Origin of the sequence: Pseudomonas sp. HB05 (assembly GCF_016756915.1) — a bacterium.
Taxonomy (GTDB): Bacteria; Pseudomonadota; Gammaproteobacteria; order Pseudomonadales; family Pseudomonadaceae; genus Aquipseudomonas; species Aquipseudomonas alvandae.
Window position 1 is genome coordinate 26,307 of the sequence record NZ_JAESPG010000001.1, and the last position, 24,288, is coordinate 50,594.

22 protein-coding genes are annotated in these 24,288 nt (G+C 61.4%); 12 read left to right on the forward strand and 10 right to left on the reverse strand.

Translation table 11 applies throughout. The features are described from left to right. Positions 1-19: 19 nt before the first annotated feature. The gene (locus tag JMN22_RS00130) at positions 20-628 is read left to right on the forward strand and encodes a hypothetical protein (RefSeq protein WP_198796101.1); all 609 of its coding nucleotides are present in this window, start codon (positions 20-22) and stop codon (positions 626-628) included. A gap of 414 nt (positions 629-1,042) precedes the next feature. After that, positions 1,043-1,738: a DUF1963 domain-containing protein gene (locus JMN22_RS00135; protein WP_198796102.1), complete on the forward strand. Its 696-nt coding sequence runs from the start codon at positions 1,043-1,045 to the stop codon at positions 1,736-1,738. Positions 1,739-2,307: 569 nt separating this feature from the next. Here the strand turns inward: JMN22_RS00135 and JMN22_RS00140 are convergent. The 5 genes from JMN22_RS00140 to def form a co-directional block, all read right to left on the reverse strand. Next, on the reverse strand, positions 2,308-2,619 hold the full coding sequence (locus JMN22_RS00140) for a tetratricopeptide repeat protein (protein WP_198796103.1): 312 nt from the start codon (positions 2,617-2,619) through the stop codon (positions 2,308-2,310). Between the two features lie 174 nt (positions 2,620-2,793). Next, the gene (gene trkA / locus JMN22_RS00145) at positions 2,794-4,167 is read right to left on the reverse strand and encodes a Trk system potassium transporter TrkA (protein ID WP_053189467.1); all 1,374 of its coding nucleotides are present in this window, start codon (positions 4,165-4,167) and stop codon (positions 2,794-2,796) included. A gap of 23 nt (positions 4,168-4,190) precedes the next feature. After that, entirely contained in the window at positions 4,191-5,501 is a 1,311-nt protein-coding gene (gene rsmB, locus JMN22_RS00150) for a 16S rRNA (cytosine(967)-C(5))-methyltransferase RsmB (protein ID WP_198796104.1), read from the reverse strand. After that, a complete protein-coding gene (gene fmt / locus JMN22_RS00155; RefSeq protein WP_198796105.1) occupies positions 5,498-6,457 on the reverse strand; it encodes a methionyl-tRNA formyltransferase in 960 nt (319 codons plus the stop codon). Before fmt ends, rsmB begins: the two co-directional genes overlap by 4 nt. A gap of 71 nt (positions 6,458-6,528) precedes the next feature. Continuing rightward, positions 6,529-7,035, reverse strand: coding sequence for a peptide deformylase (gene def, locus JMN22_RS00160; RefSeq protein ID WP_030138961.1), 507 nt, complete (start codon positions 7,033-7,035; stop codon positions 6,529-6,531). Between the two features lie 170 nt (positions 7,036-7,205). Between def and JMN22_RS00165 the strand changes: the two genes are divergently transcribed. The 3 genes from JMN22_RS00165 to JMN22_RS00175 all read left to right on the forward strand — a co-directional run bounded on the left by JMN22_RS00165 (position 7,206) and on the right by JMN22_RS00175 (position 10,024). Continuing rightward, positions 7,206-8,231, forward strand: a complete 1,026-nt coding sequence (locus JMN22_RS00165; RefSeq protein WP_198796106.1) for a LysM peptidoglycan-binding domain-containing protein — start codon at positions 7,206-7,208, stop codon at positions 8,229-8,231. An 80-nt stretch (positions 8,232-8,311) separates the two neighbouring features. Continuing rightward, the gene (dprA, locus tag JMN22_RS00170) at positions 8,312-9,406 is read left to right on the forward strand and encodes a DNA-processing protein DprA (RefSeq protein WP_198796107.1); all 1,095 of its coding nucleotides are present in this window, start codon (positions 8,312-8,314) and stop codon (positions 9,404-9,406) included. Positions 9,407-9,466: 60 nt separating this feature from the next. Then, positions 9,467-10,024, forward strand: coding sequence for an L-threonylcarbamoyladenylate synthase (locus JMN22_RS00175; protein WP_198796108.1), 558 nt, complete (start codon positions 9,467-9,469; stop codon positions 10,022-10,024). A 142-nt stretch (positions 10,025-10,166) separates the two neighbouring features. On the opposite strand, the gene JMN22_RS00180 is transcribed toward JMN22_RS00175, so the two are convergent. Further along, complete coding sequence (locus JMN22_RS00180) at positions 10,167-11,144, reverse strand: NADPH:quinone reductase (RefSeq protein ID WP_198796109.1); 978 nt, start codon at positions 11,142-11,144, stop codon at positions 10,167-10,169. Between the two features lie 163 nt (positions 11,145-11,307). Between JMN22_RS00180 and hemF the strand changes: the two genes are divergently transcribed. After that, on the forward strand, positions 11,308-12,222 hold the full coding sequence (gene hemF / locus JMN22_RS00185; protein WP_198796110.1) for an oxygen-dependent coproporphyrinogen oxidase: 915 nt from the start codon (positions 11,308-11,310) through the stop codon (positions 12,220-12,222). Positions 12,223-12,234: 12 nt separating this feature from the next. Beyond that, the gene (gene aroE, locus JMN22_RS00190; protein WP_198796111.1) at positions 12,235-13,056 is read left to right on the forward strand and encodes a shikimate dehydrogenase; all 822 of its coding nucleotides are present in this window, start codon (positions 12,235-12,237) and stop codon (positions 13,054-13,056) included. A 151-nt stretch (positions 13,057-13,207) separates the two neighbouring features. Here the strand turns inward: aroE and JMN22_RS00195 are convergent, their stop codons facing one another. The 3 genes from JMN22_RS00195 to betC all read right to left on the reverse strand — a co-directional run bounded on the left by JMN22_RS00195 (position 13,208) and on the right by betC (position 17,441). After that, positions 13,208-14,776: a SulP family inorganic anion transporter gene (locus tag JMN22_RS00195; RefSeq protein WP_198796112.1), complete on the reverse strand. Its 1,569-nt coding sequence runs from the start codon at positions 14,774-14,776 to the stop codon at positions 13,208-13,210. 212 nt (positions 14,777-14,988) lie between these two features. Further along, entirely contained in the window at positions 14,989-15,909 is a 921-nt protein-coding gene (locus JMN22_RS00200; protein WP_198796113.1) for a choline ABC transporter substrate-binding protein, read from the reverse strand. Positions 15,910-15,932: 23 nt separating this feature from the next. Continuing rightward, positions 15,933-17,441 (reverse strand): choline-sulfatase, encoded by a 1,509-nt coding sequence (gene betC / locus JMN22_RS00205; protein ID WP_198796114.1) that lies wholly within the window; start codon positions 17,439-17,441, stop codon positions 15,933-15,935. Positions 17,442-17,555: 114 nt separating this feature from the next. Between betC and JMN22_RS00210 the strand changes: the two genes are divergently transcribed. Further along, a complete protein-coding gene (locus JMN22_RS00210) occupies positions 17,556-18,506 on the forward strand; it encodes a choline sulfate utilization transcriptional regulator (RefSeq protein WP_198796115.1) in 951 nt (316 codons plus the stop codon). 73 nt (positions 18,507-18,579) lie between these two features. Here the strand turns inward: JMN22_RS00210 and JMN22_RS00215 are convergent, their stop codons facing one another. Further along, positions 18,580-19,239 (reverse strand): NAD(P)-dependent oxidoreductase, encoded by a 660-nt coding sequence (locus tag JMN22_RS00215; RefSeq protein WP_198796116.1) that lies wholly within the window; start codon positions 19,237-19,239, stop codon positions 18,580-18,582. 85 nt (positions 19,240-19,324) lie between these two features. Between JMN22_RS00215 and JMN22_RS00220 the strand changes: the two genes are divergently transcribed. The 4 genes from JMN22_RS00220 (at position 19,325) to JMN22_RS00235 (ending at position 24,230) form a co-directional block, all read left to right on the forward strand. Then, a complete protein-coding gene (locus JMN22_RS00220; RefSeq protein WP_198796117.1) occupies positions 19,325-19,663 on the forward strand; it encodes a DOPA 4,5-dioxygenase family protein in 339 nt (112 codons plus the stop codon). 416 nt (positions 19,664-20,079) lie between these two features. Further along, on the forward strand, positions 20,080-21,387 hold the full coding sequence (locus JMN22_RS00225; protein WP_030138973.1) for a CitMHS family transporter: 1,308 nt from the start codon (positions 20,080-20,082) through the stop codon (positions 21,385-21,387). Positions 21,388-21,463: 76 nt separating this feature from the next. Then, positions 21,464-22,231 (forward strand): TerC family protein, encoded by a 768-nt coding sequence (locus JMN22_RS00230; RefSeq protein WP_030138974.1) that lies wholly within the window; start codon positions 21,464-21,466, stop codon positions 22,229-22,231. A gap of 340 nt (positions 22,232-22,571) precedes the next feature. Then, on the forward strand, positions 22,572-24,230 hold the full coding sequence (locus JMN22_RS00235) for a Na/Pi cotransporter family protein (RefSeq protein WP_030138975.1): 1,659 nt from the start codon (positions 22,572-22,574) through the stop codon (positions 24,228-24,230). Positions 24,231-24,288: the final 58 nt, after the last annotated feature.

Here is a 24,288-nt window from a genome sequence, read left to right on the forward strand (position 1 = left end):
TTTTCCCAGAGAGCTGCAAGTGAAAAAGCAAGTCAAGAAGAAGCCGCATTCCCCCGCAAAAATATGGAATGACGTCCAGAGAAAGGTGTTACGCCACGAGCTAGGACACTGGTTGGTGGCCCGAAAACTGGGCTTCGATACTGGTGACATCACCATAAAGATCAGACAGCAGAGCCAAGCTCATCCTCCTGTGCAAGAAGGCGACTCCTGGATCAACCCAGCCCCAGTCATCAAAAACATCGACGACCTTACGCTCTATCTTGAGGATCGGATTTCTGTTCTATACGCAGGATTAGCAGCACAGACGCATGGGCTTGAGCTTGACCCTGTGGAGCTTGGCAGGGTCCAAGAGCAGGATGCCGCAACAGACCTACGAATTATCAGGGAGTTAGTCCCTGTTCTGAGGGGAACACTGCATGGGCCAAGAGTTGATCAAGGAACATTTTCGGATCAGTGCTTAGAAGCTTTGGACCCGATTTGGGAAAAAACTAAAGATCTAATCGCAACGCTGTATCCAAAACTGGACTGGATGGCAGATCAGATGGGGCAGAAGGTGATCAGTTCAAACAAAACTTACGTGTTCACACTGCGCGATCTAGAGGCAATCGAACAGAACTACCCTGAATAGCGAATGAGCGGACACATTTATTTTCCGCAGATTTGCCCCTTCAATAGCACTCGCAATGGGTGCTTGCTCCTGCTTCTCCACCTGCTGCGGGCCAAGCCAGAACCTGACCACCGCACTTCCAAGCCACGTATCCTCGCGCCTTTGCCTACAACTGCATCAGAATCCGCCGGCTTTGCAGCCGTGCCCTCGGGCTCTATCGTTTCCTTCCACTGGCCGAGCCGGTATCGATGACATTCAGGCACGCTAGGTGCCCTCGAAAGTCATTGGCCCGGGAAGTGGGAGGAGGTCCACTCTCTTATCCGTGGAGGACGCTAATGTGGCCTAGCTCGGGCAAAGAAGCGCTGCTATCCACTCTCGTACACAGCCCATCTGCGACCTTAATACCTGTAGCAAAAAAAGGAGAACTACACCGCCATGGAAATCCAGGAAATCAAGCAACGCCTAGCCCGCCCCGCCGTGAAGCTCATTGCCGGCGGCTTTCGTCCTGCCGGCACCGATGAAGAAAGCTGGCTGGGCAATGTCTTCCTGTTCCGACCGGATGAAGAGGTGCCCACTAATCAGGCGGGGCAACCGTTGCTCCCCTATGCGCAGTTTTACCTGCCCGCCCTGCCCATCAACAGCCCTCTGCTAGCGGGGGTTCGTGTGCTGACGGTATTCATTTCAAACCCGTTCCCCGAGCACCTTGAGCCGATGGGGAATAATTGGGTCATCCGCGAGTATGGGCCGGATGATGTGTTGGTCCGCAAGTCTCTGTCGGTGGCAGGTACATTCCTCAAACCCTTCCCACTGACAGCGCAAGCGGTGCCGGAGGACTTTCCGTTGTGGGATGGCGGTGGTGTCCCGGAAGACCTTGAGCAAGCAATCCTCACGCTGGAACGCGCGGGCAAGATCCAGAGCTATTACGACTTGATCACCCACACCTACGAACACAAGATCGGCGGTTACCCCTCGTTCTGCCAGTCGGGTGTTGATCCGGGTGAAGGCTTCGAGTTTGTGTTTCAGATCTCGTCGGACTCGAAGATCAATCTGAACGTGGTCGACAGTGGGAGCCTGATGTTCTGGAAGCACAATGAAACTGGAGAGTGGGCGCTTTATTACGACTTTTACTAGGCGTCGGGGGGCAGATTTATTTTCAGGTTCAATCAGCCCCTTTCTTCCCTACACCAACCTCCTCAAACCGCCGCCGCTTCATGAACAACCCCATCCCTATCGGCACGGCAAAAACCGACAACAACCCCAGATCAAACCCCAACAAGTGTTTCTGACCGGCCAAAACGCAGCCAACCGCACCCGCGGCCACCATCACCACGCCTAGCCACTAGCGCAGCAGATACGGCTTGAGAAACCGATCGAGCAGAAAGGACAGCCCCAGGGCAATGAGCATTTGGGTAATTTCGGACATGTGTATTTCCAGTCAGGTCTTGGTGATCAGTGTCGAGAGGGTGCGTTGCGGGCCGATGCTGGAGCGGTGAATGTTTGTCCACTAAGCAGCCAGACAGACCACGCTGGATGCTTGGGGCTGCTACGCAGCCCAGCGGGGATAAATCCCCTCACCACAGGGGTTTTGTGTGTTGGCTGGTTGGCGGGCTGGTATTGAGAACGCGGTGGGCTTTTTTGTGAGTGCTTTGCACTCAAGCGGGAGCAAGCTCCCTCACCACAAAAAGGGGTTTTGTGCGAATTCAGAGATGGCGATCCAGTTTTTTAAGGAACACGGTCATTTCTTTTTCGGCTTGTTTGTCGCCGTGGGCTCGGGCGGCTTCCAGGCCTTGCTCCCAGGCTTGGCGGGCTGCAGCGGCATTGCCTTGGCCTTGGTGGGCCTTGCCCAGTAGTTTCCAGGCGGCTGAGTACTTTGGGTCGAATTCGACGCAGCGTTGGAGGTGTTCGGCGGCGCGGGGGAATTCGCCTAGGTCTAGGTAGCCTTTGCCGAGGCCGAAGCGGAGGAGGGAGTTATCCATGCCCTTGGCGAGCATTTTTTCCAGGGAGTCGAGCATGGGGCGCTTCCTTGGTGGTGTCAGTGATTGATCTGCTGGCCGTTGGACCGCTTTCGCGGGCAAGCCCGCTCCCACAGTAGATCTTTGTTGCTCACCATTGTCGTGAACAACAGCAAACCCTGTGGGGGCGAGCTTGCTCGCGATGAGGCCATGACTGCAACCGCACAGCCTGGATCAGAAGAAACTCAACCCCACATGGAACAGCTTCTCGACGTCGCGAATGTGCTTCTTGTCCACGAGGAACAGGATCACGTGGTCGCCGGTCTGGATCACGGTGTCGTCGTGGGCGATGAGGACTTCTTCGTCGCGGATGATGGCGCCGATGGTGGTGCCGGGCGGCAGGCCGATGTCGCGGATGGCTTTGCCGATGACTTTGCTGGATTTGGCATCGCCGTGGGCGATGGCTTCGATGGCTTCGGCCGCGCCGCGGCGCAGGGAGTGGACGCTGACGATGTCGCCGCGGCGCACGTGGGCCAGCAGGGTGCCGATGGTTGCCAGTTGCGGGCTGATGGCGATGTCGATGTCGCCGCCCTGGATGAGGTCGACGTAGGCCGGGTTGTTGATGATGGTCATGACCTTTTTCGCGCCCAGGCGCTTGGCCAGTAGCGAGGACATGATGTTGGCTTCGTCGTCGTTGGTCAGGGCCAGGAAGATGTCGGCGTCGGCGATGTTTTCTTCCAGCAGCAGGTCGCGGTCGGAGGCGCTGCCTTGCAGCACCACGGTGCTGTCGAGGGTGTCGGAGAGGTAGCGGCAGCGTGCCGGGTTCATCTCGATGATCTTGACCTGGTAGCGGCTTTCGATGGCTTCGGCCAGGCGTTCGCCGATCTGGCCGCCGCCGGCGATGACGATGCGTTTGTAGTTCTCGTCGAGGCGGCGCATTTCGCTCATGACGGCGCGAATATTCGCCTTGGCGGCGATGAAGAAGACTTCGTCGTCGGCTTCGATCACCGTGTCGCCCTGGGGCAGGATCGGCCGGTCGCGGCGGAAGATTGCGGCGACGCGGGTTTCGACATTCGGCATGTGCTCGCGCAACTGGCGCAGTTGCTGGCCCACCAACGGGCCGCCGTAGTAGGCCTTGACCGCCACCAGTTGCGCCTTGCCTTCGGCGAAGTCGATCACCTGCAAGGCGCCGGGGTGCTCGATCAGGCGCTTGATGTAGTTGGTCACCACCTGCTCGGGGCTGATCAGTACGTCCACCGGGATCGCTTCGTTGTCGAAGAGGTCGGCGCGGGTCAGGTAGGCGGCTTCGCGCACCCGGGCGATCTTGGTCGGGGTGTGGAACAGCGTGTGGGCGACCTGGCAGGCGACCATGTTGGTTTCGTCGCTGTTGGTCACGGCCACGAGCATGTCGGCGTCGTCGGCGCCGGCCTGGCGCAGCACGGTCGGCAACGAGCCGCGCCCTTGCACGGTGCGGATGTCGAGGCGGTCGCCGAGGTCGCGCAGGCGTTCGCCGTCGGTGTCGACCACGGTGATGTCGTTGGCCTCGCTGGCCAGGTGTTCCGCCAGCGAACCGCCAACCTGCCCTGCACCCAGGATGATGATTTTCATCCATTCACTCCTATCGAATCGGTTTAACCGCGTGCGGCGGCGATCTTGATCAGCTTGGCGTAATAGAACCCGTCGTGCCCGCCTTCCTGGGCCAGCAACTGACGGCCGTGAGGCTGCTTGAGGCCGGCCTGGGTGGCGATGTCCAGCTCCCGGGCGCCCGGCGTGCGGGCGAGGAAGGCTTCGATCACTTCGGTGTTTTCGGTCGGCAAGGTCGAGCAGGTGGCGTAGAGCAGCATGCCGCCCACCTCAAGGGTCGACCACATGGCATCGAGCAGTTCGCCTTGCAACACGGCCAATGCGGCAATGTCGTCCGGCTGGCGGGTGAGCTTGATGTCCGGATGGCGACGGATCACGCCGGTGGCCGAGCATGGCGCGTCGAGGAGGATGCGCTGGAACGGCTGGCCGTCCCACCAGGTCGCGGTGTCACGGCCATCGGCGGCGATCAGTTGGGCTTCAAGGCCCAGGCGTTCGAGGTTTTCCTTCACTCGCACCAGGCGCTTGGCTTCCAGGTCCACCGCCACGACGCCGGCCAGTTTCGGCTCGGCTTCGAGGATGTGACAGGTCTTGCCCCCCGGTGCGCAGCAGGCGTCCAACACCCGTTGGCCCGGTGCCAGCTCCAGCAGGTCGGCGGCCAGTTGCGCGGCTTCGTCCTGGACGCTGATCCAGCCCTCGGCGAAGCCTGGCAGTGCGCGCACATCGCCCGGGGTTTCCAGGACGATGCCGTCGCGGCTGTATTGGCACGGGATGGCCGGGATACCCGTCTCGCCCAGCAACGCCAGGTAGGCATCGCGTGTGTGGTGGCGACGATTGACCCGCAGGATCATCGGCGGATGGGCGTTGTTGGCGGCGCAGATGGCTTCCCATTGCTCGGGCCAGAAGGCCTTGAGGGATTTCTGCAACCAGCGCGGGTGGGCGGTGCGTACCACCGGGTCGTGTTCGAGTTCGGCCAGCAGGGTTTCGCTTTCCCGTTGGGCGCGGCGCAGCACGGCGTTGATCAGGGCCTTGGCCCACGGCTTTTTCAGCTTGTCGGCGCAGCCCACGGTTTCGCCGATGGCGGCGTGGGCCGGGACGCGGGTGTAGAGCAGTTGATAGAGGCCCACCAGCAGCAGCGCTTCGACGTCGGCATCGGCGGCCTTGAACGGCTTCTGCAACAGCTTGGCCGCGAGGGCCGAGAGGCGCGGCTGCCAACGGGCGGTGCCGAACGCCAAGTCCTGGGTGAAGCCGCGATCGCGGTCTTCGACCTTGTCCAGTTGGGTCGGCAGGGAACTGTTCAGCGAAGCTTTGCCGCTGAGGACGGCGGCAAGTGCCTTGGCGGCGGCCAGACGCGGGTTCATGAGGCGTCCGCCGTTTGGCCGAGGACGGTGCCGACGGCAAATTTCTCACGACGGCTGTTGAACAAGTCACTGAAGTTCAGTGCCTTGCCGCCGGGCAGTTGCAGACGGGTCAGGCACAGTGCCTGCTCGCCACAGGCAACGACGAGGCCGTCCTTGCTGGCACTGAGGATTTCTCCCGGTGCGCCCTTCCCTTCGGCGCAACTGGCCGCCAGCACTTTCAGGGCTTCGCCGTTCAAGGTGCTGTGGCAGATCGGCCAAGGGTTGAAGGCGCGCACCAGGCGTTCCAGCTCAACGGCTGGGCGGCTCCAGTCGATGCGAGCTTCGTCCTTGTTCAGTTTGTGCGCGTAGGTGGCGAGGCTGTCGTCCTGCACGTCGCCTTCCAGCGTGCCGGCGGCCAGGCCGGCGATGGCTTGGACCACGGCTGGCGGGCCGATCAGCGCGAGGCGATCGTGCAGGCTGCCGCCGGTGTCTTCGGCGCTGATGGGGGTGCTGACCTTGAGCAGCATCGGCCCGGTGTCCAGGCCGGCTTCCATGCGCATCACGGTCACGCCGCTTTCGGCATCGCCCGCTTCCACGGCGCGCTGGATCGGCGCGGCACCGCGCCAGCGCGGCAATAACGAGGCGTGGCTGTTGATGCAACCCAGGCGCGGAATATCGAGCACCACTTGCGGCAGGATCAGGCCGTAGGCGACCACCACCATCAAGTCCGGCTTCAGCGCCGCCAGTTCGGCTTGGGCTTGCGCGTCGCGCAATGTCGGCGGCTGCAGCACCGTGATGCCGTGCTCCAGGGCCAGTTGCTTGACCGGGCTGGGCATCAGTTTTTGTCCGCGACCGGCAGGACGGTCCGGCTGGGTGTACACCGCGACGATTTCGTGGGGGCTGGCCAGCAGGGCCTTGAGGTGTTCAGCGGCAAACTCGGGAGTGCCGGCAAAGACGATGCGCAGTGGCTCAGTCATGGAAAACTCTCAATTACAAAGCAGTCGCAAAAAGAAAAAGGCTTGCCGCGGCAAGCCTTTGAAGAGGGGCATCAAGCGTTCTGGCGATGGATCTTTTCCAGTTTTTTCTTGATCCGGTCACGCTTGAGATTAGACAGGTAATCAACGAACAACTTGCCGTTGAGGTGGTCGCATTCGTGCTGGATGCACACCGCCAGCAGGCCTTCGGCGATCAGCTCGTAGGGCTGGCCGTCACGGTCCAGGGCCTTGATCTTGACCTTCTGCGGACGGTCGACGTTTTCGTAGAAACCCGGCACCGACAGGCAGCCTTCCTGGTACTGGTCCATCTCGTCGGTCAGGGTTTCGAACTCGGGGTTGATGAACACCCGCGGCTCGCTGCGGTCTTCGGAGAGGTCCATGACGACGATACGCTTGTGCACGTTGACCTGGGTCGCGGCGAGGCCGATGCCTGGGGCCTCATACATTGTTTCAAACATGTCATCGACCAACTGACGCACTTCGTCGTCCACTACGGCCACCGGTTTGGCGATAGTGCGCAGGCGCGGGTCCGGGAATTCGAGAATGTTCAAAATGGCCATAAGCTTGATAAATGCACGTGTGAGGTAAAGTCGGGTGGCTGGCCTGGCGTGTCTTGGGATGCAGGCTACCGTTGTAAAACGTTGCTCTTTTGCAGAACAGCTCCGCAAGGTAGCGAGCCACGGGGGCTCTGGCGTTTTACGCGAACGCACATAATAAAGGGATTCACCGCATGAGGAAATCACTACTCGCCCTGCTGCTCCTGGCCTCGGCCGGTATCGCGCACGGGCAAGTGCAACTTCGGGAAGGTTTTCCACAGCAATACACCGTGGTCCAGGGGGACACGCTGTGGGACATTTCCGGCAAATACCTGCGCGAGCCCTGGAAATGGCCCGAACTCTGGCAGGCCAATCCGCAAGTGGAAAACCCGAACCTGATCTACCCCGGCGACACCCTGTCACTGGTCTACGTCAACGGCCAGCCACGGCTGACCCTTGATCGCGGCGCCTCGCGCGGCACCATCAAGCTGTCGCCGCGCATTCGCAGTTCACCCGTGGCCGATGCCATTCCGAGCATTCCACTGCAAGCCATCAACAGCTTTCTGCTGAGCAACCGCATCGTCGACACGGCGGAAGATTTCAACAAGGCGCCCTATATCGTGGCTGGCGACGCCGAGCGCGTGCTCAGCGGCACCGGCGATCGGATTTTTGCCCGTGGCACCTTCGATGCGAGCCAGTCGGCGTACTGCATCTTCCGCCAGGGCAAGGTCTACACCGACCCGCAGACCAAGGAATTCCTAGGCATCAACGCCGATGACATTGGCAGCGGTGAAATCATCGCCACCGAAGGCGACGTCACCACCCTGGCCCTGCAACGCACCACCCAGGAAGTGCGCCTCGGCGATCGCCTGTTCAGCGGCGAGGAACGCTCGATCAATTCGACCTTCATGCCCAGCGCGCCAAAGTCGGACATCCAGGGGCTGATCCTCGATGTTCCCCGTGGCGTAACGCAGATCGGCGCATTGGACGTGGTCACCCTGAACAAGGGGCGGCGCGACGGGTTGGTGGAAGGCAACGTCCTGGCCGTGATGAAGACCGGCGAAACGGTGCGCGACCGGATCACTGGCGCGCCGGTAAAGATCCCGGACGAACGCGCCGGCCTGCTGATGGTGTTCCGCACGTATGACAAGCTCAGTTATGGCTTGGTGCTGTACGCCTCGCGTTCGCTCGCGGTGCTCGACAAGGTGCGCAATCCGTAACGGGTCTCACAAGTTACCAACAGAGTTATCCACAGCTTGTTCCCGTTTGAACGGGGCTATAACGATCAAGGATTGATCACATGCCATTGCTTGAATCTGCGTCGGTTCCGCCTGCGGAGCTGGAGGCCCGTCTGCGCTTGCATCGCTTGCCGGAACTGGGACCTAAACGTTTCATGACCCTGATGGAGGCCTTTGGCTCGGCCTCCAAAGCCATCAGCGCGCCGGCCAGCGCATGGCGGGCGCTGGGGTTGCCGGCCACGTGCGCCGAGGCCCGTCGCGTGCCGGAAATACGCGACGGCGCCGGCCACGCATTGGCCTGGCTAGACGGCCCGGCCCAGCATTTATTGATGTGGGACCAGCCTGAGTACCCTGCGTTGCTGGCACAGATCAGTGATCCGCCGCCGCTGCTGTTTGTCGCTGGCGACCCTTCGATTCTGGAAAAACCGCAGTTGGCGATGGTCGGCAGTCGTCGGGCATCGCGTCCCGGAATGGACACGGCGGCGGCATTTTCCCGGAGCCTGGCCGGGGCCGGTTTTGTCATCACCAGCGGACTGGCGTTGGGCATCGACGCCGCCGCGCATCAGGCCGCGCTGGATGTCGGTGGGCAAACCGCCGGCGTGCTGGGCACGGGCCTGGAAAATTTTTATCCACAGCGCAATCGCCGGTTGGCGGAGGCGATGATTGCCCAGGGCAGCGCGGTGGTCTCGGAGTTCCCGTTGGACGCAGCGCCCCACGCCAGCAACTTTCCGCGCCGCAACCGGATCATCAGTGGTTTGTCCCTCGGTGTGCTGGTGGTCGAGGCCAGTGTCGCCAGTGGTTCGCTGATCACCGCGCGGCTGGCGGCGGAACAGGGCCGTGAGGTCTACGCCATTCCGGGGTCGATCCATCATCCCGGCGCCCGGGGTTGCCATCAGTTGATCCGCGACGGCGCGGCGCTGGTGGAAACGGTCGAACACATCCTCGAAGCGTTGCGCGGTTGGCAGCGATTGCCCCTTGCCTCGGAACCGGTGCCGGTGACGCATCCGCTGCTGCGCCTGCTGCATGCCGCGCCGCAGACCAGTGAAGCGTTGGCCGATGCCAGCGGCTGGGGCTTGTCCAAGGTCCTGGCGGCGTTGACCGAGCTGGAAATGGACGGACGGGCAGCGTGCGAGCACGGACGCTGGTTTGCTCGCTAGGTTTTATGGGGAAGATCGGTAAACTGCGCACAGCCTTATTGCGTTGCGGAGAGTCTTTTCATGGTCAACAGTTGGCGTGTGCAACAAGCCGCGCGAGAAATTCGCGCCGGGGCGGTCATTGCCTACCCAACCGAAGCGGTCTGGGGCCTGGGTTGCGACCCATGGAACGAAGAAGCGGTGGAACGCCTGCTGGCGATCAAGTCCCGACTGCCTGACAAGGGATTGATCCTGGTGGCTGACAACATCCGCCAGTTCGACTTTCTGTTCGAGGATTTCCCCGAAACCTGGATGGACCGCATGGCCAGCACTTGGCCAGGGCCCAACACCTGGCTGGTACCGCACCAGGACCTGTTGCCGGAATGGATCACCGGCGTACACGACACCGTCGCGCTGCGGGTCAGCGATCATCCGATCGTGCGCGACCTGTGCTCGCTGGTCGGACCGCTGGTTTCCACCTCGGCCAACCCCCAAGGCCGGCCGGCAGCGCGCACGCGGATCCGCGTCGAGCAGTATTTCCGCGGGCAGATCGACCTGGTGCTGGGCGGCAACCTGGGTGGGCGCAAGAACCCGAGCGTGATTCGTGACCTGGCGACTGGCAAGGTAGTCCGGCCGGACTGACTTCTTGTAAGCACACCACCCCCTGTGGGAGCGAGCTTGCTCGCGATAGCGTCAGGTCAGCTGGCATTGATGTTGGCTGATACACCGCTATCGCGAGCAAGCTCGCTCCCACATTGGTTTTTGCAAAGATCTTCAGTTCAACTCAAGGCAGCAGAACCGTCGACCCCGTCGTCCGCCGCGCCGACAACTCGGTATGCGCCTTGGCCGCCTCAGCCAGCGGGAATCGCTGGTTGATGTCCACCGTGAGCTTGCCGCTGGCGATCATTCCGAACAGTTCATCAGCCATGCGCTGCAGGTTTTCGGCGTTGTTGGCGTAGGTCGCCAGGGTTGGGCGGGTGACGTACAGCGAGCCCTTGGCCGAAAGAATCCCCAGGTTCACGCCATCCACCGCGCCGGAGGCGTTGCCGAAGCTCACCACCAGGCCTCGCGGCGCCGTGCAATCCAGGGAGGTCAGCCAGGTGTCCTTGCCAACGCCGTCATACACCACCGGGACTTTTTTGCCGCCGGTCAATTCCAGCACGCGCTGCGGGACGTTTTCCTTGCTGTAGTCGATGACTTCCCAGGCGCCGTGGGATTTGGCGATGGCGGCTTTTTCCGCCGAGCTGACGGTGCCGATCACCTTCACGCCCAAGGCCTTGGCCCATTGGCACGCCAGGGAACCAACACCACCGGCGGCGGCGTGGAACAGGATGGTTTCGCCGCCCTTGAGCTCGTAGGTCTGGCGCAGCAGGTATTGCACGGTCAGGCCCTTGAGCATCACGCCGGCGGCCTGTTCGAAACTGATGGCTTCAGGCAAGTGAACCAGGTTGGCTTCGGGCAATACGTGCACATCGCTGTACGCCCCAAGCGGACCACTGCCATAGGCCACGCGATCGCCGACCTTGAAGCGCGTCACGTCGGAACCAACGGCCTCGACCACGCCCGCGCCTTCGGCACCGAGCCCCGACGGCAGGGCCGGTGGCGGATAAAGACCACTGCGGTAATAGGTGTCGATGAAGTTCAGGCCGATCGCCTTGTTGCTGACGCGGACCTGTTGCGGACCGGGCTCGGCCGGCTGGTATTCCACGTACTCGAGCACTTCGGGTCCGCCATGGGCGCTGAACTGGATGCGTTTGGCCATCTTCACTTTCTCCTTATCGTGGGACTTTTACCAAGCCTGCTATCGGACTCCTAAGCTTGATCTTCGTCAACTGTGGTGTGGGCGGATGCGGTGTTATCCTGTGCGCCCATTTTGCCGGCGGCCTGTGTACGCCGCGCAGCGTAGCCCTGATCAAGGTGATGTCATGACTACTCGCACCGAGGCCGTGAAAGCCTATCTGTTGGACCTGCAAGACCGCATTTGCGCAGCCCTGGAAGCCGAGGATGGCGGCACTCGCTTCGTCGAGGACGCCTGGACCCGGCCCGCCGGCGGTGGCGGTCGCACGCGAGTGATCGAAAACGGCACGGTGATCGAAAAGGGCGGCGTCAACTTTTCCCACGTCTTCGGCAGCGGTCTCCCACCCTCGGCCAGCGCCCATCGGCCGGAACTGGCCGGACGCGGCTTTGAAGCCCTGGGCGTGTCACTGGTGATCCACCCGCACAACCCCCACGTGCCGACATCCCACGCCAACGTGCGCTTTTTCATCGCCGAAAAAGAAGGCGAAGAGCCGGTCTGGTGGTTTGGCGGCGGCTTCGACCTGACGCCCTATTACGGCGTGGAGGAAGATTGCGTGCATTGGCACCGCATCGCCCAGCAAGCCTGCGAGCCGTTCGGCCCGGAGGTCTATTCGCGCTACAAAGCCTGGTGCGACAGCTATTTCCACATCAAGCATCGCAACGAGCCCCGGGGCATCGGCGGCCTGTTTTTCGACGACCTGAACGAGTGGGACTTCGACACCAGCTTCGCCTTCATGCGCGCCATCGGCGATGCCTACATCGATGCCTACCTGCCGATCGTGCAGCGCCGCAAGAACGACGAGTTCACGCCCAAGCAACGGGAATTCCAGGAGTTCCGCCGTGGCCGCTACGTGGAGTTCAACCTGGTCTATGACCGGGGCACGCTGTTCGGCCTGCAATCGGGCGGGCGCACCGAATCGATCCTGATGTCTTTGCCGCCCCAGGTCCGCTGGAGCTATGACTGGAAAGCCGAGCCGGGCAGCGACGAAGCGCGGTTGACTGACTATTTCCTACAGGATCGCGATTGGCTGGCGACGGCCTGAACGGGGAAAACCATGGACCGCTACGTTGTAATGGGTAACCCGATCGGCCACAGCAAGTCGCCGTTGATCCATCGCCTGTTTGCCGAACAGACCGGCCAGGCGTTGGACTACAACACCTTGCTTGCGCCCCTGGAGGATTTCGCCGGTTGCGCCCAGGCATTTTTCCGCGAAGGGCGTGGGGCGAATGTCACCGTGCCCTTCAAGGAAGACGCTTTTCGCCTGGCTGACCAACTGACCGAACGGGCGCAACGGGCCGGGGCGGTCAACACCTTGAGCAAGCTGGCCGATGGCCGTTTGCTGGGCGATAACACCGACGGCGCCGGGCTGGTCCGGGACCTGACGGTCAACGCCGGCTTCAGCCTCAAGGGCAAGCGCATCCTGTTACTGGGGGCCGGCGGCGCAGTGCGTGGTGCCTTGGAACCGCTGCTGGCCGAAGCGCCGGCGTCGGTGATCATCGCCAATCGAACGGTGGAAAAAGCCGAGCTGCTGGCGGAGTTGTTCGCCGACCTGGGCCCGGTCTCGGCCAGTGGTTTCGATTGGCTGAAGGAGCCGGTGGACCTGATCATCAACGCCACGTCCGCCAGCCTGTCAGGCGATGTACCGCCGATTGCCGGAAGTCTGATCGAGCCGGGCAAGACCTTTTGCTACGACATGATGTACGGCAAGGAGCCGACGTCGTTCTGCCGCTGGGCCCGTGAACACGGCGCGGCGGTGGCGATGGATGGCCTGGGCATGCTCGCCGAACAAGCCGGCGAAGCGTTCTTCCTCTGGCGCGGCGTACGCCCGGACACCGCGCCGGTCCTGGCCGAGCTACGCCGTCAGCTCGCACAGTAGGCTTTAGGCTGTTGTGGCGAGGGGATTTATCCCCGCTGGACTGCGAAGCAGTCCCCAGAAAGCGGGGCCGCTTCGCGCCCCAGCGGGGATAAATCCCCTCGCCACAGGTGTGTAAACCTACAGACCTATGCGCCATAAGCTCCTCCACTCTTCAACCCTCGAAGTGGATCGGGCATTTGTCCGGTCCTTCCAGCTTCAACAACTCCTCCACCACCTGCGACCTTGCCCCACGCAAGGTCAGGCTGCGCCCCTGGCCGCGCAACCGCCGGGCTTCCTGGTGGAGCATTTCCACGCCGGAATAATCGATGAAGTTGATCTGCTGGGCATCGATCACCACCCGCTGCGCCTGCAAACGCTGTAAACGCACCTGCAAATAATGACTGGCGCCGAAAAAGATCGAGCCACCCACCCGCAGGACGTCCGCCTCGCCTTCGCGACTATGGTGCACGCGCGGCTGCGAGGTGCGCTTGAGGTAGAAAAACAGCGAAGCGAGTACGCCGGCATAGATGGCGGTTTGCAGTTCCAGCAGCAGCGTGGCCAGGCAGGTCAGGCCCATGACCAGGAATTCGGAGCGGCTTACCCGGTGTAGCGCACGGATGCCCCGGTGGTCCACCAGGCCCCAGGCAATCAGCAAGATGCTACCGGCCATGGCGGGAATCGGAATGTGCGCGATAAGTTTCGCGCCGGCCACGGCAAACAGTGCCACCCACAGCGCCGAGAACACCCCGGCCAGGGGCGAGCAGGCGCCAGCCTCATAACTGAGACCGGAACGGGTGAAGGAACCGGCTGATAATGACCCGGCGAAAAATCCTCCAACGATATTGGAAAGGCCTTGCGCCCTGACTTCCTGATTCGCATCGAGCAATTGCCCCGAGCGGACCGACAACGAGCGAGCGATGGACAGGCTGGTTACCAGCCCGAGCATGCCCACCGCCACGGCACCGGGCAGCAGACGCAAGATCAGCTCCAGGTCCAGTGGCAACGGCGTGAACGGTGGCAGGCGCCCGGTAAAGGCGCTGACCAACGCCACATGCCCGAACATCGCCGGCCAGGCCCAGACCACCAGGCTGCTGATGACCAACGTTATCAACAGGCTCGGCCAGCGCGGTAGCAAGCGTTTGAGGACGATGCCCAGGACCAGCGTCCCTAAACCCAGCACCAGCGAAGGTTTATCCACAGCCCCGATGTGGCTGACCAACATGAGCAGGCTTTTCAACGCCGTGGCTTCGTTCGGCAGGTCCAGGCCTAGCAGATTCGGCAGTTGACCCAAGGCGATGACAACCGCCGCGCCCAGGGTGAAACCCAGCACCACCGAATGCGAGACGAAATTGACCAGCGCCCCGAACCGCAGCAACCCGAGCAGCCACTGGAAAATACCGGCCAAGACCGTCAGCAACAGGATCAGTGTGATGTAGTCCTGGGAAGCAGGCACGGCCAGGGGACTGACCGTAGCGTATAGGACGATGGAGATGGCCGCCGTAGGACCGCAGATCAAATGCCACGACGAACCCCACAGGCAGGCGATCAGCACGGGCACGATCGCCGCGTACAGCCCGTATTCGGGCGGCAATCCGGCAATCAGGGCGTAGGCGATGGACTGCGGCAGCGCCAGGATCGCGCCGCTGAGGCCGACCACCAGGTCGCGACCGACACTGGCGCGTGTCTGCCGTGGGAGCCAGCTCAAGAAGGGAAAGAGTGAATGGCGCGTGGGGATTGCCATGGGGCCTCAAGGATGGAGTTTGCGAACGAGGGTATCAGGACAAGGCTCCCTTTCTCCTGTGGCGAGGGGATTTATCCCCGCTGGGTTGCGAAGCGACCCCGGACAGTTAAACACCGTTGTCCTGACACACCGAGGCTAAACAGTGGGGTCGCTTCGCAACCCAACGGGGATAAATCCCCTCGCCACAAGAGCCGCTCGCCACACCATTATGCCTAGAGCTTGGCCTTCACCGCAGCCAACGCATCCTTGCCATCCACGGTCTTCACGCCGTCCAGCCATTTATCCAGCACCGCCGGGTTGGCCTTGATCCAGGCCTTGGCCGCTTCGGCGTTGCTGACTTTCTTGTTCACCACCTCGGCCATGATGCTGTTTTCCATTTCCTGGGTGAAACTCAGGTTGGTCAGCAGCTTGCCAACGTTCGGGCAGGCCTGTGCATAACCTTTGCGCGTCAGCGTGTACACGCTGCCGGTGTCGCCGAAGTATTTCTCGCCGCCCTTGAGGTAATGCATCTTCAACTGCACGTTCATCGGGTGCGGGGTCCAGCCGAGGAAGGTCACGAACTTCTGTTTTTTCACTGCGCGGGAGACTTCCGCCAACATCGCCTGCTCGCTCGATTCCACCAGCTTCCAGTCACCCATGCCGAAGTCGTTGGTCTTGATGATTTCCTTCAGGGAAAGGTTGGCCGGGGCGCCGGAGCCGATGCCGTAGATCTTCTTATCGAACTTGTCGGCGAATTTGTTCAGGTCGGCAAAGTTATGCACACCCGCATCCCAGACATAATCCGGGACCGCCAGGGTGAATTCGGTGCCATCAAGGTTCTTGGCCAGTTGCGTGACATCGCCGTTGGCCACGAATTTGTCATAGAAGCCCTGCTGCGCCGGCATCCAGTTACCCAGGAACACATCGACCTGGCCGTCTTTCAGGCCGCCAAACGTGATCGGCACTGCAAGCGTATCGACCTTGGGCTTGTAACCCATGCCTTCCAGCAGGAAACCGGTGATGGCGTTGGTCGCGGCGATGTCGCTCCAGCCCGGGTCAGCCATCTTGACCGTATCGCAGCTTTGCTCGGCCCACGCCGAAACACTGCTCAACGCCAACAGCCCGGCGGCCAGTACTGTGGATAACTTTTGCATGTGCTTCCCCTTACGTTATTGGTTTATTGGCAGGGTTGTGGATAACGGGCCTTGCGCTCCAGATCGTCCAGGTCGATGTGGTTGCGCATGTATTGCTGGCTGGCGTCTACGAACGGCTGGTGATCCCAGCTCTTGAGCTTGCCCAAGGTCAGCGCATGGGCAACGAAACGGCGACGGCGCTGGCTGGCGAGCACTTGTTGATGGATCGTTGGAATGTCCCATTTCGCCCGCGCTTCGGCGAGAAAGTCGGCCATCAGGGATTGATGTCCGGGCGACTGGCTGAGGTTTTCCATTTCCTTGGGATCGTTGCGTACATCGAACAACAGACAAGGATCATCCTCGCTGTAGATAAATTTCCACGGACCGCGACGGATCATCATCAGCGGACTGATCGTGCCTTCGGCCATGTATTCGCCGAAGACCTCATCATGGCCGCCCTGCCCTTGCAGATGCGGCACCAGCGAACGACCGTCCAGCGGCAAACCTGGTTCAAGCGTACCGCCGGCCAGTTCCACCAGGGTCGGCAGCAAGTCGGCGGTGGACACCGCCGCGCCAACCCGGCCGCTGGCGAACTGCCCTGGGGCGCTGATCAACAACGGCACACGGGCGGCCATTTCGAACCAGTGCATTTTGTACCAGAGCCCCTTTTCGCCGAGCATATCTCCGTGATCGCCGGAGAACACGATGATGGTGTCATCGATCAATCCGGTGTCCTCGAGAGTTTGCAGCAGCTTGCCGACGTTGCCGTCGATGTAGCTGCACGCCCCGAAGTACGCGCGGCGGGCGTCGCGAATCTTATCCACAGGCAGCGGCTTGTCCCAGAGATCATAGACTTTGAGCAAGCGCTGGGAATGTGGATCGAGTTCGGTTTGCGCCCGGGTCTCTGGCAAAGGGATATCGTTGTCGTCGTACAAATCCCAGAACGCCTTGGGAATCGTGTACGGATCGTGTGGGTGAGTCATCGACACCGTCAGGCAAAACGGCTGGTCGCCGTCCTCGCGGATGTGGTCGAACAGGTATTGCTGGGCCTTGAAGACCACTTCTTCATCGAAGTCCAACTGGTTGGTGCGCACGCACGGTCCGGCCTGCAAGACCGACGACATGTTGTGATACCAGCTCGGCCGCACATCCGGCTCGTCCCAATTCACGGCCCAGCCGTAGTCAGCCGGATAAATGTCGCTGGTCAGGCGTTCTTCGTAACCGTGCAACTGGTCCGGCCCGCAGAAATGCATCTTGCCGGACAGCGCCGTGCGATAACCGAGGCGACGCAGGTAATGGGCGTAGGTTGGAACGTCCGCCGGGAAATCCGCCGCGTTGTCATAGGCGCCGATCTTGCTCGGCAACTGCCCGCTCACCAGCGTAAAGCGCGACGGCGCGCAGAGCGGGCTGTTGCAATACGCGGCGTCGAACACCACGCCTTGGTCGGCCAGGCGTGACAGGTTCGGCAACTTGATCGGCGACGGACCGTAGATCGGCAACATTGGCGCGGCCATTTGATCGGCCATGATGAAAAGAATGTTCTTGCGCTTCATGTATTCGCGGCATTCCATAGTGGGCAGTTATGCGATAGTGCTGCGATTGAGCATGTAGCCCGTGCCTTTTGGGGTAAAGCCCATGCAAGACAATGACTAGGATAAGCACAGCTTATGTATGACGCCTTGGGTGACCTGTCGCTGGACCTGTTCCGCGCCTTCGAATCAGCGGCTCGCCAGCAGAGCTTTACAGCGGCCGCGATTGAGCTAGGCACCACGCAACCGGCCATCAGCCAGCAGATCAAGCGGTTGGAGGAACAACTGGACACGCGGCTGTTTGATCGCATCTATCGCGGCATCGAACTGACCGAGGCCGGCGCCATCCTGTTCGAACAGGTGCAGGCCGGTTTGCAGAGCATCGACGCAGGGCTTACCGCGATCACCGCCCAGCACCAGCACGAAGTGCTGCAAGTGGCGACGGATTTTGCGTTCGCCGCCTATTGGCTGATGCCGCGCCTGCATCGGTTTCACGCAGCCAATCCGCAGGTCGATGTGAGCCTGGTGACCAGCGAACGCAACCACAATATGCTCCGTACGGATATCGACGTTGCGGTATTGTTCGGCGACGGTCGCTTCAAGCAAGGCGAAAGTCATTGGCTTTTCAGCGAAGAAGTTTTTCCGGTGTGCAGCCCGCTGCTGCTCAAGGAACGCCCCCTGCCCTTGCCGGCCCAAGCCCTGTCGGAATTCCCGCTGCTGCACCTGCGTGGCGGCAACAGCAGCGCCTGGTTCGACTGGAGTGGGGTTTTCCGAGAGCTGGGCATCACCTCGCCACCCGCGCCAGGGCAACTGCGGTTCGACAACTACACCCTGCTCATCCAGGCGGCAATCGGCGGCCAAGGCGTCGCCATCGGTTGGCGGCACCTTGTGGATAACTTATTGGCGCAAGGGCTGCTGTGTCGTCCGATCGCCGAAACGGTGCTGTCGCGGCTGGGGTATTACGTGGTCTTGCCCCAACGCAAACGGCGTGGAGTGTTGATCAAGTTGTTCGTGGATTGGTTGATGGAGGAACAGGCCAATAGTGCGGAGTCGCTGACGGGATTGCCGCTGCCGTCGATTGCGGTTTGAGCCAGGGGCCGATCCGTTTTAAGGGAGCCGCTATGCGGCCCAGCGGGAGCAAGCTCCCTCGCCACGGGGGGCACTAAACGGCGGGCACGAAATTCACGTGCTCGCCCACATGCAGGTTCAGGCGCAGCTCATCGGCGATGCCAACCGCCACGCGACTCAAGCGCTCCAACGACTCGGCCATGCCCGGTTCCAGACTGGTGCTGACGTGGCTGAAATGCTCGATACTCAGCCCCTGCACGGCATAGGGCGCATTGACGAGGGTCCATTGCAAGGCGCTGTTTTTCAGGGCATCGAGGATTTCTTCGGCGGCGTGCCGCTGCAGGTCGTCTTCCGAGGAGTCCTCCTCCAGCACCGAGAAATTTCCAACCAGGAATAAACGCGGAATATTGACCGCCTGCATGCCGGCAATCAGCGCATCCACCGCCAGGACCTGTTCCACCGGGCCAGGGATAAGCGTGCGCTCCACCTGTTCGCTGTTCATTGGCAGCCCCGGCGCATTCAACAGGCACACCACGGCGCTGGCACCGGCGACGCTCTGCTTCACGCGCTCAGGGTCGAAGAGGTCGCCGGTCTTGGCTCGCAGGCCCGGACGCGGCGCCAACGCCGTGAGATCATCCAGGATGGCGATGATTTCATGCTGGCGTCGCAGCAGTTCAGCCATCAACGCACTGCCGAGGCTGCTCATGGCACCATAGAGCACCACCTTGATGACCGGGGTTTCGGCGTTTTTCATGGCTGGTTTTCCTTTTTTCCCGCGTGTAAAGGCTCTGACACACGGTAAACCGAGAGGGTTCGGCTGGTCTTGCAAGGAGTGACAGATGCAACGGATCAAGGGCTATCACGCCCACGTCTATTTCGACGCCCACACACTCGACCAGGCGCGGGCCTTGTGCGAGGAAGCCGCGCAACTGTTCCCGCTGGAAATGGGTCGGGTGCACCAACGGCCGGTCGGCCCACACCCGGACTGGAGTTGCCAACTGGCATTCGAACCGCAGTACATCGGCGTGGTCTTGCCGTGGCTGGCCCTCAACCGCAAGGGCCTGGTGGTTTTTCTGCATCCCGACACCGGGGATGACCTGGCGGACCACACCGAACATGCGATCTGGATGGGCGCGGTGCGGCCGTTGAAACTTTCAGCCTTCGAAGCAAAAACCTGACTGTTTTTGTGGCGAGGGGATTTATCCCCGCTGGACTGCGCAGCAGGCCCAAAAAGGCAGAACGCATTTTTCCTGAAAATAACGCGATGAGAAACTCAGGGGCCGCTTCGCGCCCCAACGGGGATAAATCCCCTCGCCACAAAGGAACTTCGTGCGTTTGGTCATACGGTCGGCGTGCGAAAGGCTGCTGAAAGCTTGCGCGATTAGGATCGCCTCACCTACCGGCAACAGACCGGTTGGCCAACAACGAGTTTCCAAACGCTCGTGCGGCCTTTTTAACAACAACAATGGTGATCCTGATGTCCGCTGCTACCTGTCCCGCTGCACCCACTCCATCCGTCCGTCCCGTGCTCTGCATCCTGCGCTGACCTGTCCGGTTCGCATTTCATAGCCGCGCCACGCCTGGAGTATTTCCCATGCTGACTTTCCTTGGCTTCGCCATGGTCATCACGTTCATGTTCCTGATCATGACCAAGCGCCTGTCCGCGCTGATCGCCCTGATCATCATCCCGATCCTGTTTGCCCTGTTCGGTGGTTTTGCGCCGAAGATCGGCCCGATGATGCTCGAAGGCATCACCAAGCTCGCCCCGACCGGGGTGATGCTGATGTTCGCCATTCTGTATTTTGCCTTGATGATCGACTCCGGCCTGTTCGACCCGGCCGTGCGCAAGATCCTCAAGCTGGTCAAGGGCGACCCCTTGAAAGTTTCGGTCGGTACCGCCGTCCTGGCGCTCGTCGTTTCCCTTGATGGTGACGGCGCGACCACTTATATGATCTGCGTGGCCGCCATGCTGCCGCTCTACAGCCGCATCGGCATGAGCCCACGGATCATGGCCGGCTTGATCATCCTCGCCGGCGGCGTGATGAACATGACCCCTTGGGGCGGGCCAACCGCCCGGGCGGCCAGTGCGCTGCATGTCGATCCGTCCGACATCTTCGTGCCGATGATTCCCGCCATGTTGGCCGGCGTCGTGGCGATCCTGGCGATTGCCTACATGTACGGCAAACGCGAGCGTGCCCGCCTGGGTGAGCTGCACTTGGCTGGCGATGAAATCGACCATAGCGAAATCAGTGTTTCCCAGTTCCCGGACGCCCGCCGTCCGAAGCTGATCTGGTTCAACGGCGCGCTGACCCTGGTGTTGATGTGCACCCTGATTGCCGGCCTGCTGCCGTTGCCCGTGCTGTTCATGGTGGCGTTCAGTATCGCGATGATCGTCAACTACCCGTGCCTGCAACAGCAGAAAGACCGCGTCGCCGCTCACGCGGGCAGCGTCCTGGCGGTGGTCGGGCTGATTTTCGCGGCGGGGATCTTCACGGGCATCCTGTCCGGCACCGGCATGGTCGATGCCATGTCCAAGAGCCTGCTGGCGGTCATCCCGGACTTCCTCGGTCCTTACCTGGCGGTCATCACCGCGCTGGTGAGCATGCCGTTCACGTTCTTCATGTCGAACGATGCATTTTATTACGGAGTGTTACCAGTTTTGGCCGAAGCGGCCAGCCACTACGGCATCACCGCGGTCGAAATGGCCCGTGCTTCGATCGTCGGCCAGCCCGTCCATCTGCTGAGCCCGCTGGTTCCGTCGACTTATCTGCTGGTGGCCCTGGCCGGTATCGAGTTCGGCGATCACCAACGCTTCACCTTGAAGTGGGCAGTGCTGGTTTGCCTGTGCATAATGTTCGCCGCCTTGCTGATGGGGATTTTTCCGCTGTTCAGCACTCTATAAAAGCAATGCCCGCTGCGTCGCCCCCCCGGGTAACCGGAGGCGCGGCGCGGCCTAACACTCGCTCAAAGGAACTCACATGGAATGGCTGACCAACCCGGAAATCTGGGTTGCCTTCTTTACCCTGACCGCCCTGGAAATCGTCCTGGGCATCGATAACATCATCATGATCTCGATCCTGGTCAGCCGCATGCCCAAGCACATGCAGGCGCGCACCCGGATTTTCGGCCTGGCGCTGGCGATGATCACGCGGATCCTGTTGCTGCTGTCCATCACCTGGGTCATGCGCCTGACCGCCGATTTGTTCGAAGTGTTCGGCCAGGGCATTTCCGGTCGTGACCTGATCCTGTTCTTCGGTGGCCTGTTCCTGCTGTGGAAAAGCTCCCAGGAGATGTACCACGCGCTGGAAGGCGAAGATGAAAGCAGCGACGAACCTTCGGGCAAGGGCGGCAACTTCCTCTACACCATCATCCAGATCGCGATCATCGACATCGTGTTCTCCCTGGACTCGGTTATTACCGCGGTCGGCATGGTCTCCCATGTACCGGTCATGGTCGCGGCGATCATCGTCGCCGTGCTGGTGATGATGCTGGCCTCGGGCACGATCAGCGAATTCATCGACAAACACCCGTCGCTGAAAATGCTGGCGCTGTCGTTCCTGCTGGTGGTCGGTACCGTACTGATCGCCGAGTCGTTCGACGTGCACGTGCCAAAAGGCTACGTCTACTTCGCCATGGCGTTCTCCCTGGCGGTGGAAGCGATCAACATCAAGATGCGCACCGCCATTGCTCGCAAGCGCAAGCAGCAGGATCCGGTGAAACTGCGCAAGGATGTTCCGGGTCAGTAGAGGTGTAGGGCAATGAACGAAGGGGCTCTTGGGAGCCCCTTTTTCATGCCCATGGAAAACCGGCCGGATGCAATACCTGTGGGAGCGAGCTTGCTCGCGAAAGCGGTCTGCCTGAACCGGTGATGTTGGATGTGATGCCGCCTTCGCGAGCAAGCTCGCTCCCACAGGGATTCGGGGTGTTTTTCGAGGAATCTGTTTTTATGACAGTTTTGTTTCAAACGCTTCTTTAGCTGTGCAATGCTGGCGTCCGAACCATTCGGCAACTACAGCTTAAGTACAAGAAGTAAAACGATGTGGCACCGTCAATTTGTCCCTTTGGGACGCTAACAGGGGGCTCCTCATGCTGACCCTGCTGAATCTACTCTCCGCCGTGGCCCTGCTGATCTGGGGCACGCATATCGTCCGTACCGGCATCTTGCGGGTCTACGGCTCGAACCTGCGCCATGTCATTGGCCAGAACATGTCCCGCCGCTGGCTGGCGTTTATCGCCGGCATCATGGTGACCGCCATGGTCCAGAGCAGCAACGCCACGGCCATGCTCGTCACCTCCTTCGTCGGCCAGGGCCTGATGGCGCTGACCCCTGCCCTGGCGACCATGCTGGGCGCCGATGTCGGCACCGCGCTGATGGCGCGGGTGCTCACCCTCGACCTGTCGTGGCTGTCGCCGCTGCTGATTTTTCTCGGGGTGATTTTCTTCCTGTCGCGCAAACAGACCCGCGTCGGGCAAATGGGCCGGGTCGGCATCGGGCTGGGCCTGATCATCCTGGCTCTGCAACTCATCGTCGAAGCCGCCGCGCCCATCACCCAGGCCCAAGGCGTGAAGGTGATCTTCGCCTCGCTGACCGGCGACGTCCTGCTCGATGCCTTGGTCGGTGCGCTGTTCGCGATGATCTCCTATTCCAGCCTGGCGGCCGTGTTGCTGACTGCGACACTGGCTGGCGCCGCGGTGATCAGTTTGCCGGTGGCCATCGGCCTGGTGATCGGCGCCAACATCGGCAGCGGCGTGCTGGCGTTTCTCAGCACCAGCATGCAGAACGCCGCCGGCCGCCAGGTGGCGCTGGGCAGCCTGTTGTACAAGCTGATCGGCCTGTTGCTGATCATTCCGGTGCTCGATCCGCTGGTGGGCTGGCTGGACAGCCTGGATTTCAGCCCCCAGGAAACCGTGATTGGTTTCCACCTGCTCTACAACACCGTGCGTTGCCTGGTGCTGTTGCCCAGCGTCGGGCCGATGGCCAGGCTTTGTGCCTGGTTGCTGCCGGAACGTCCGGAAACCAATGGCAAGGCCACGTCCCGACACCTGGACCCCACCGCCCTCGCTACCCCGAGCCTGGCACTGGCGAACGCCGCCCGGGAAACCTTGCGCATCGGCGACCTGATCGAAAACATGCTCGAAGCCATGCTCGGCGTGCTGCGGGGCGAGCAAACGGCGATCACCCAGCAAGTGCGCAGCATGAGCGACGACGTCGAAGCGCTGTGCAGCGCCATCAAGCTCTACATGGCGCAAATGCCCCGTGAAGACCTCAGCGAGCAGGACAGCCGTCGCTGGGCGGAAATCATCGAACTCGCCATCAACCTCAAGCTGGCCAGTGACCTGATCGAACGCATGTTGCGCAAGGTCCAGCAACAGAAAACCTCACAACGCCGCTCGTTTTCCGAAGTAGGGCTGGAAGAGTTGGCGGGGCTGCACAGCCACCTGATCGCCAACCTGCGGTTGGGGCTGTCGGTTTTCCTCAGTGCCGATCGGGAAAGCGCTCGCCAACTGCTGCGTGAGAAACGGCGTTTTCGCGCCCAGGAACGGCGGATGGCCCATGCCCACGTCAGCCGCCTGCAGCGCAAGATCGTGCAAAGCCTGGAGACCAGCTCCCTGCACCTGGAACTGATCGCCGACATGCGGCGCCTGAACTCGCTGTTCTGCGGCAGCGCCTACGTGGTGCTGGAAACCTCCGAGATTGGCGCGCTGGCCGCCGATGAAATTTCCGATATTACCCATTCGCCGTGAACGACTGGCGCCCTGGTCAGTCATTAAAAGGGGGCCGGGTCTCCAGCCAACCACGAGC

What these genes read in the sequence shown, in the direction of transcription:
- trkA (WP_053189467.1), bottom strand. Translation starts at nt 4,167, where the DNA reads ATGAAAATCATCATCCTGGGTGCAGGGCAGGTTGGCGGTTCGCTGGCG.
- JMN22_RS00135 (WP_198796102.1), top strand. Translation starts at nt 1,043, where the DNA reads ATGGAAATCCAGGAAATCAAGCAACGCCTAGCCCGCCCCGCCGTGAAG.
- JMN22_RS00165 (WP_198796106.1), top strand. Translation starts at nt 7,206, where the DNA reads ATGAGGAAATCACTACTCGCCCTGCTGCTCCTGGCCTCGGCCGGTATC.
- JMN22_RS00235 (WP_030138975.1), top strand. Translation starts at nt 22,572, where the DNA reads ATGCTGACCCTGCTGAATCTACTCTCCGCCGTGGCCCTGCTGATCTGG.
- dprA (WP_198796107.1), top strand. Translation starts at nt 8,312, where the DNA reads ATGCCATTGCTTGAATCTGCGTCGGTTCCGCCTGCGGAGCTGGAGGCC.
- JMN22_RS00175 (WP_198796108.1), top strand. Translation starts at nt 9,467, where the DNA reads ATGGTCAACAGTTGGCGTGTGCAACAAGCCGCGCGAGAAATTCGCGCC.
- def (WP_030138961.1), bottom strand. Translation starts at nt 7,035, where the DNA reads ATGGCCATTTTGAACATTCTCGAATTCCCGGACCCGCGCCTGCGCACT.
- rsmB (WP_198796104.1), bottom strand. Translation starts at nt 5,501, where the DNA reads ATGAACCCGCGTCTGGCCGCCGCCAAGGCACTTGCCGCCGTCCTCAGC.
- JMN22_RS00210 (WP_198796115.1), top strand. Translation starts at nt 17,556, where the DNA reads ATGTATGACGCCTTGGGTGACCTGTCGCTGGACCTGTTCCGCGCCTTC.
- JMN22_RS00140 (WP_198796103.1), bottom strand. Translation starts at nt 2,619, where the DNA reads ATGCTCGACTCCCTGGAAAAAATGCTCGCCAAGGGCATGGATAACTCC.
- fmt (WP_198796105.1), bottom strand. Translation starts at nt 6,457, where the DNA reads ATGACTGAGCCACTGCGCATCGTCTTTGCCGGCACTCCCGAGTTTGCC.
- JMN22_RS00180 (WP_198796109.1), bottom strand. Translation starts at nt 11,144, where the DNA reads ATGGCCAAACGCATCCAGTTCAGCGCCCATGGCGGACCCGAAGTGCTC.
- JMN22_RS00225 (WP_030138973.1), top strand. Translation starts at nt 20,080, where the DNA reads ATGCTGACTTTCCTTGGCTTCGCCATGGTCATCACGTTCATGTTCCTG.
- aroE (WP_198796111.1), top strand. Translation starts at nt 12,235, where the DNA reads ATGGACCGCTACGTTGTAATGGGTAACCCGATCGGCCACAGCAAGTCG.
- JMN22_RS00230 (WP_030138974.1), top strand. Translation starts at nt 21,464, where the DNA reads ATGGAATGGCTGACCAACCCGGAAATCTGGGTTGCCTTCTTTACCCTG.
- JMN22_RS00200 (WP_198796113.1), bottom strand. Translation starts at nt 15,909, where the DNA reads ATGCAAAAGTTATCCACAGTACTGGCCGCCGGGCTGTTGGCGTTGAGC.
- JMN22_RS00215 (WP_198796116.1), bottom strand. Translation starts at nt 19,239, where the DNA reads ATGAAAAACGCCGAAACCCCGGTCATCAAGGTGGTGCTCTATGGTGCC.
- JMN22_RS00195 (WP_198796112.1), bottom strand. Translation starts at nt 14,776, where the DNA reads ATGGCAATCCCCACGCGCCATTCACTCTTTCCCTTCTTGAGCTGGCTC.
- hemF (WP_198796110.1), top strand. Translation starts at nt 11,308, where the DNA reads ATGACTACTCGCACCGAGGCCGTGAAAGCCTATCTGTTGGACCTGCAA.
- JMN22_RS00220 (WP_198796117.1), top strand. Translation starts at nt 19,325, where the DNA reads ATGCAACGGATCAAGGGCTATCACGCCCACGTCTATTTCGACGCCCAC.
- betC (WP_198796114.1), bottom strand. Translation starts at nt 17,441, where the DNA reads ATGAAGCGCAAGAACATTCTTTTCATCATGGCCGATCAAATGGCCGCG.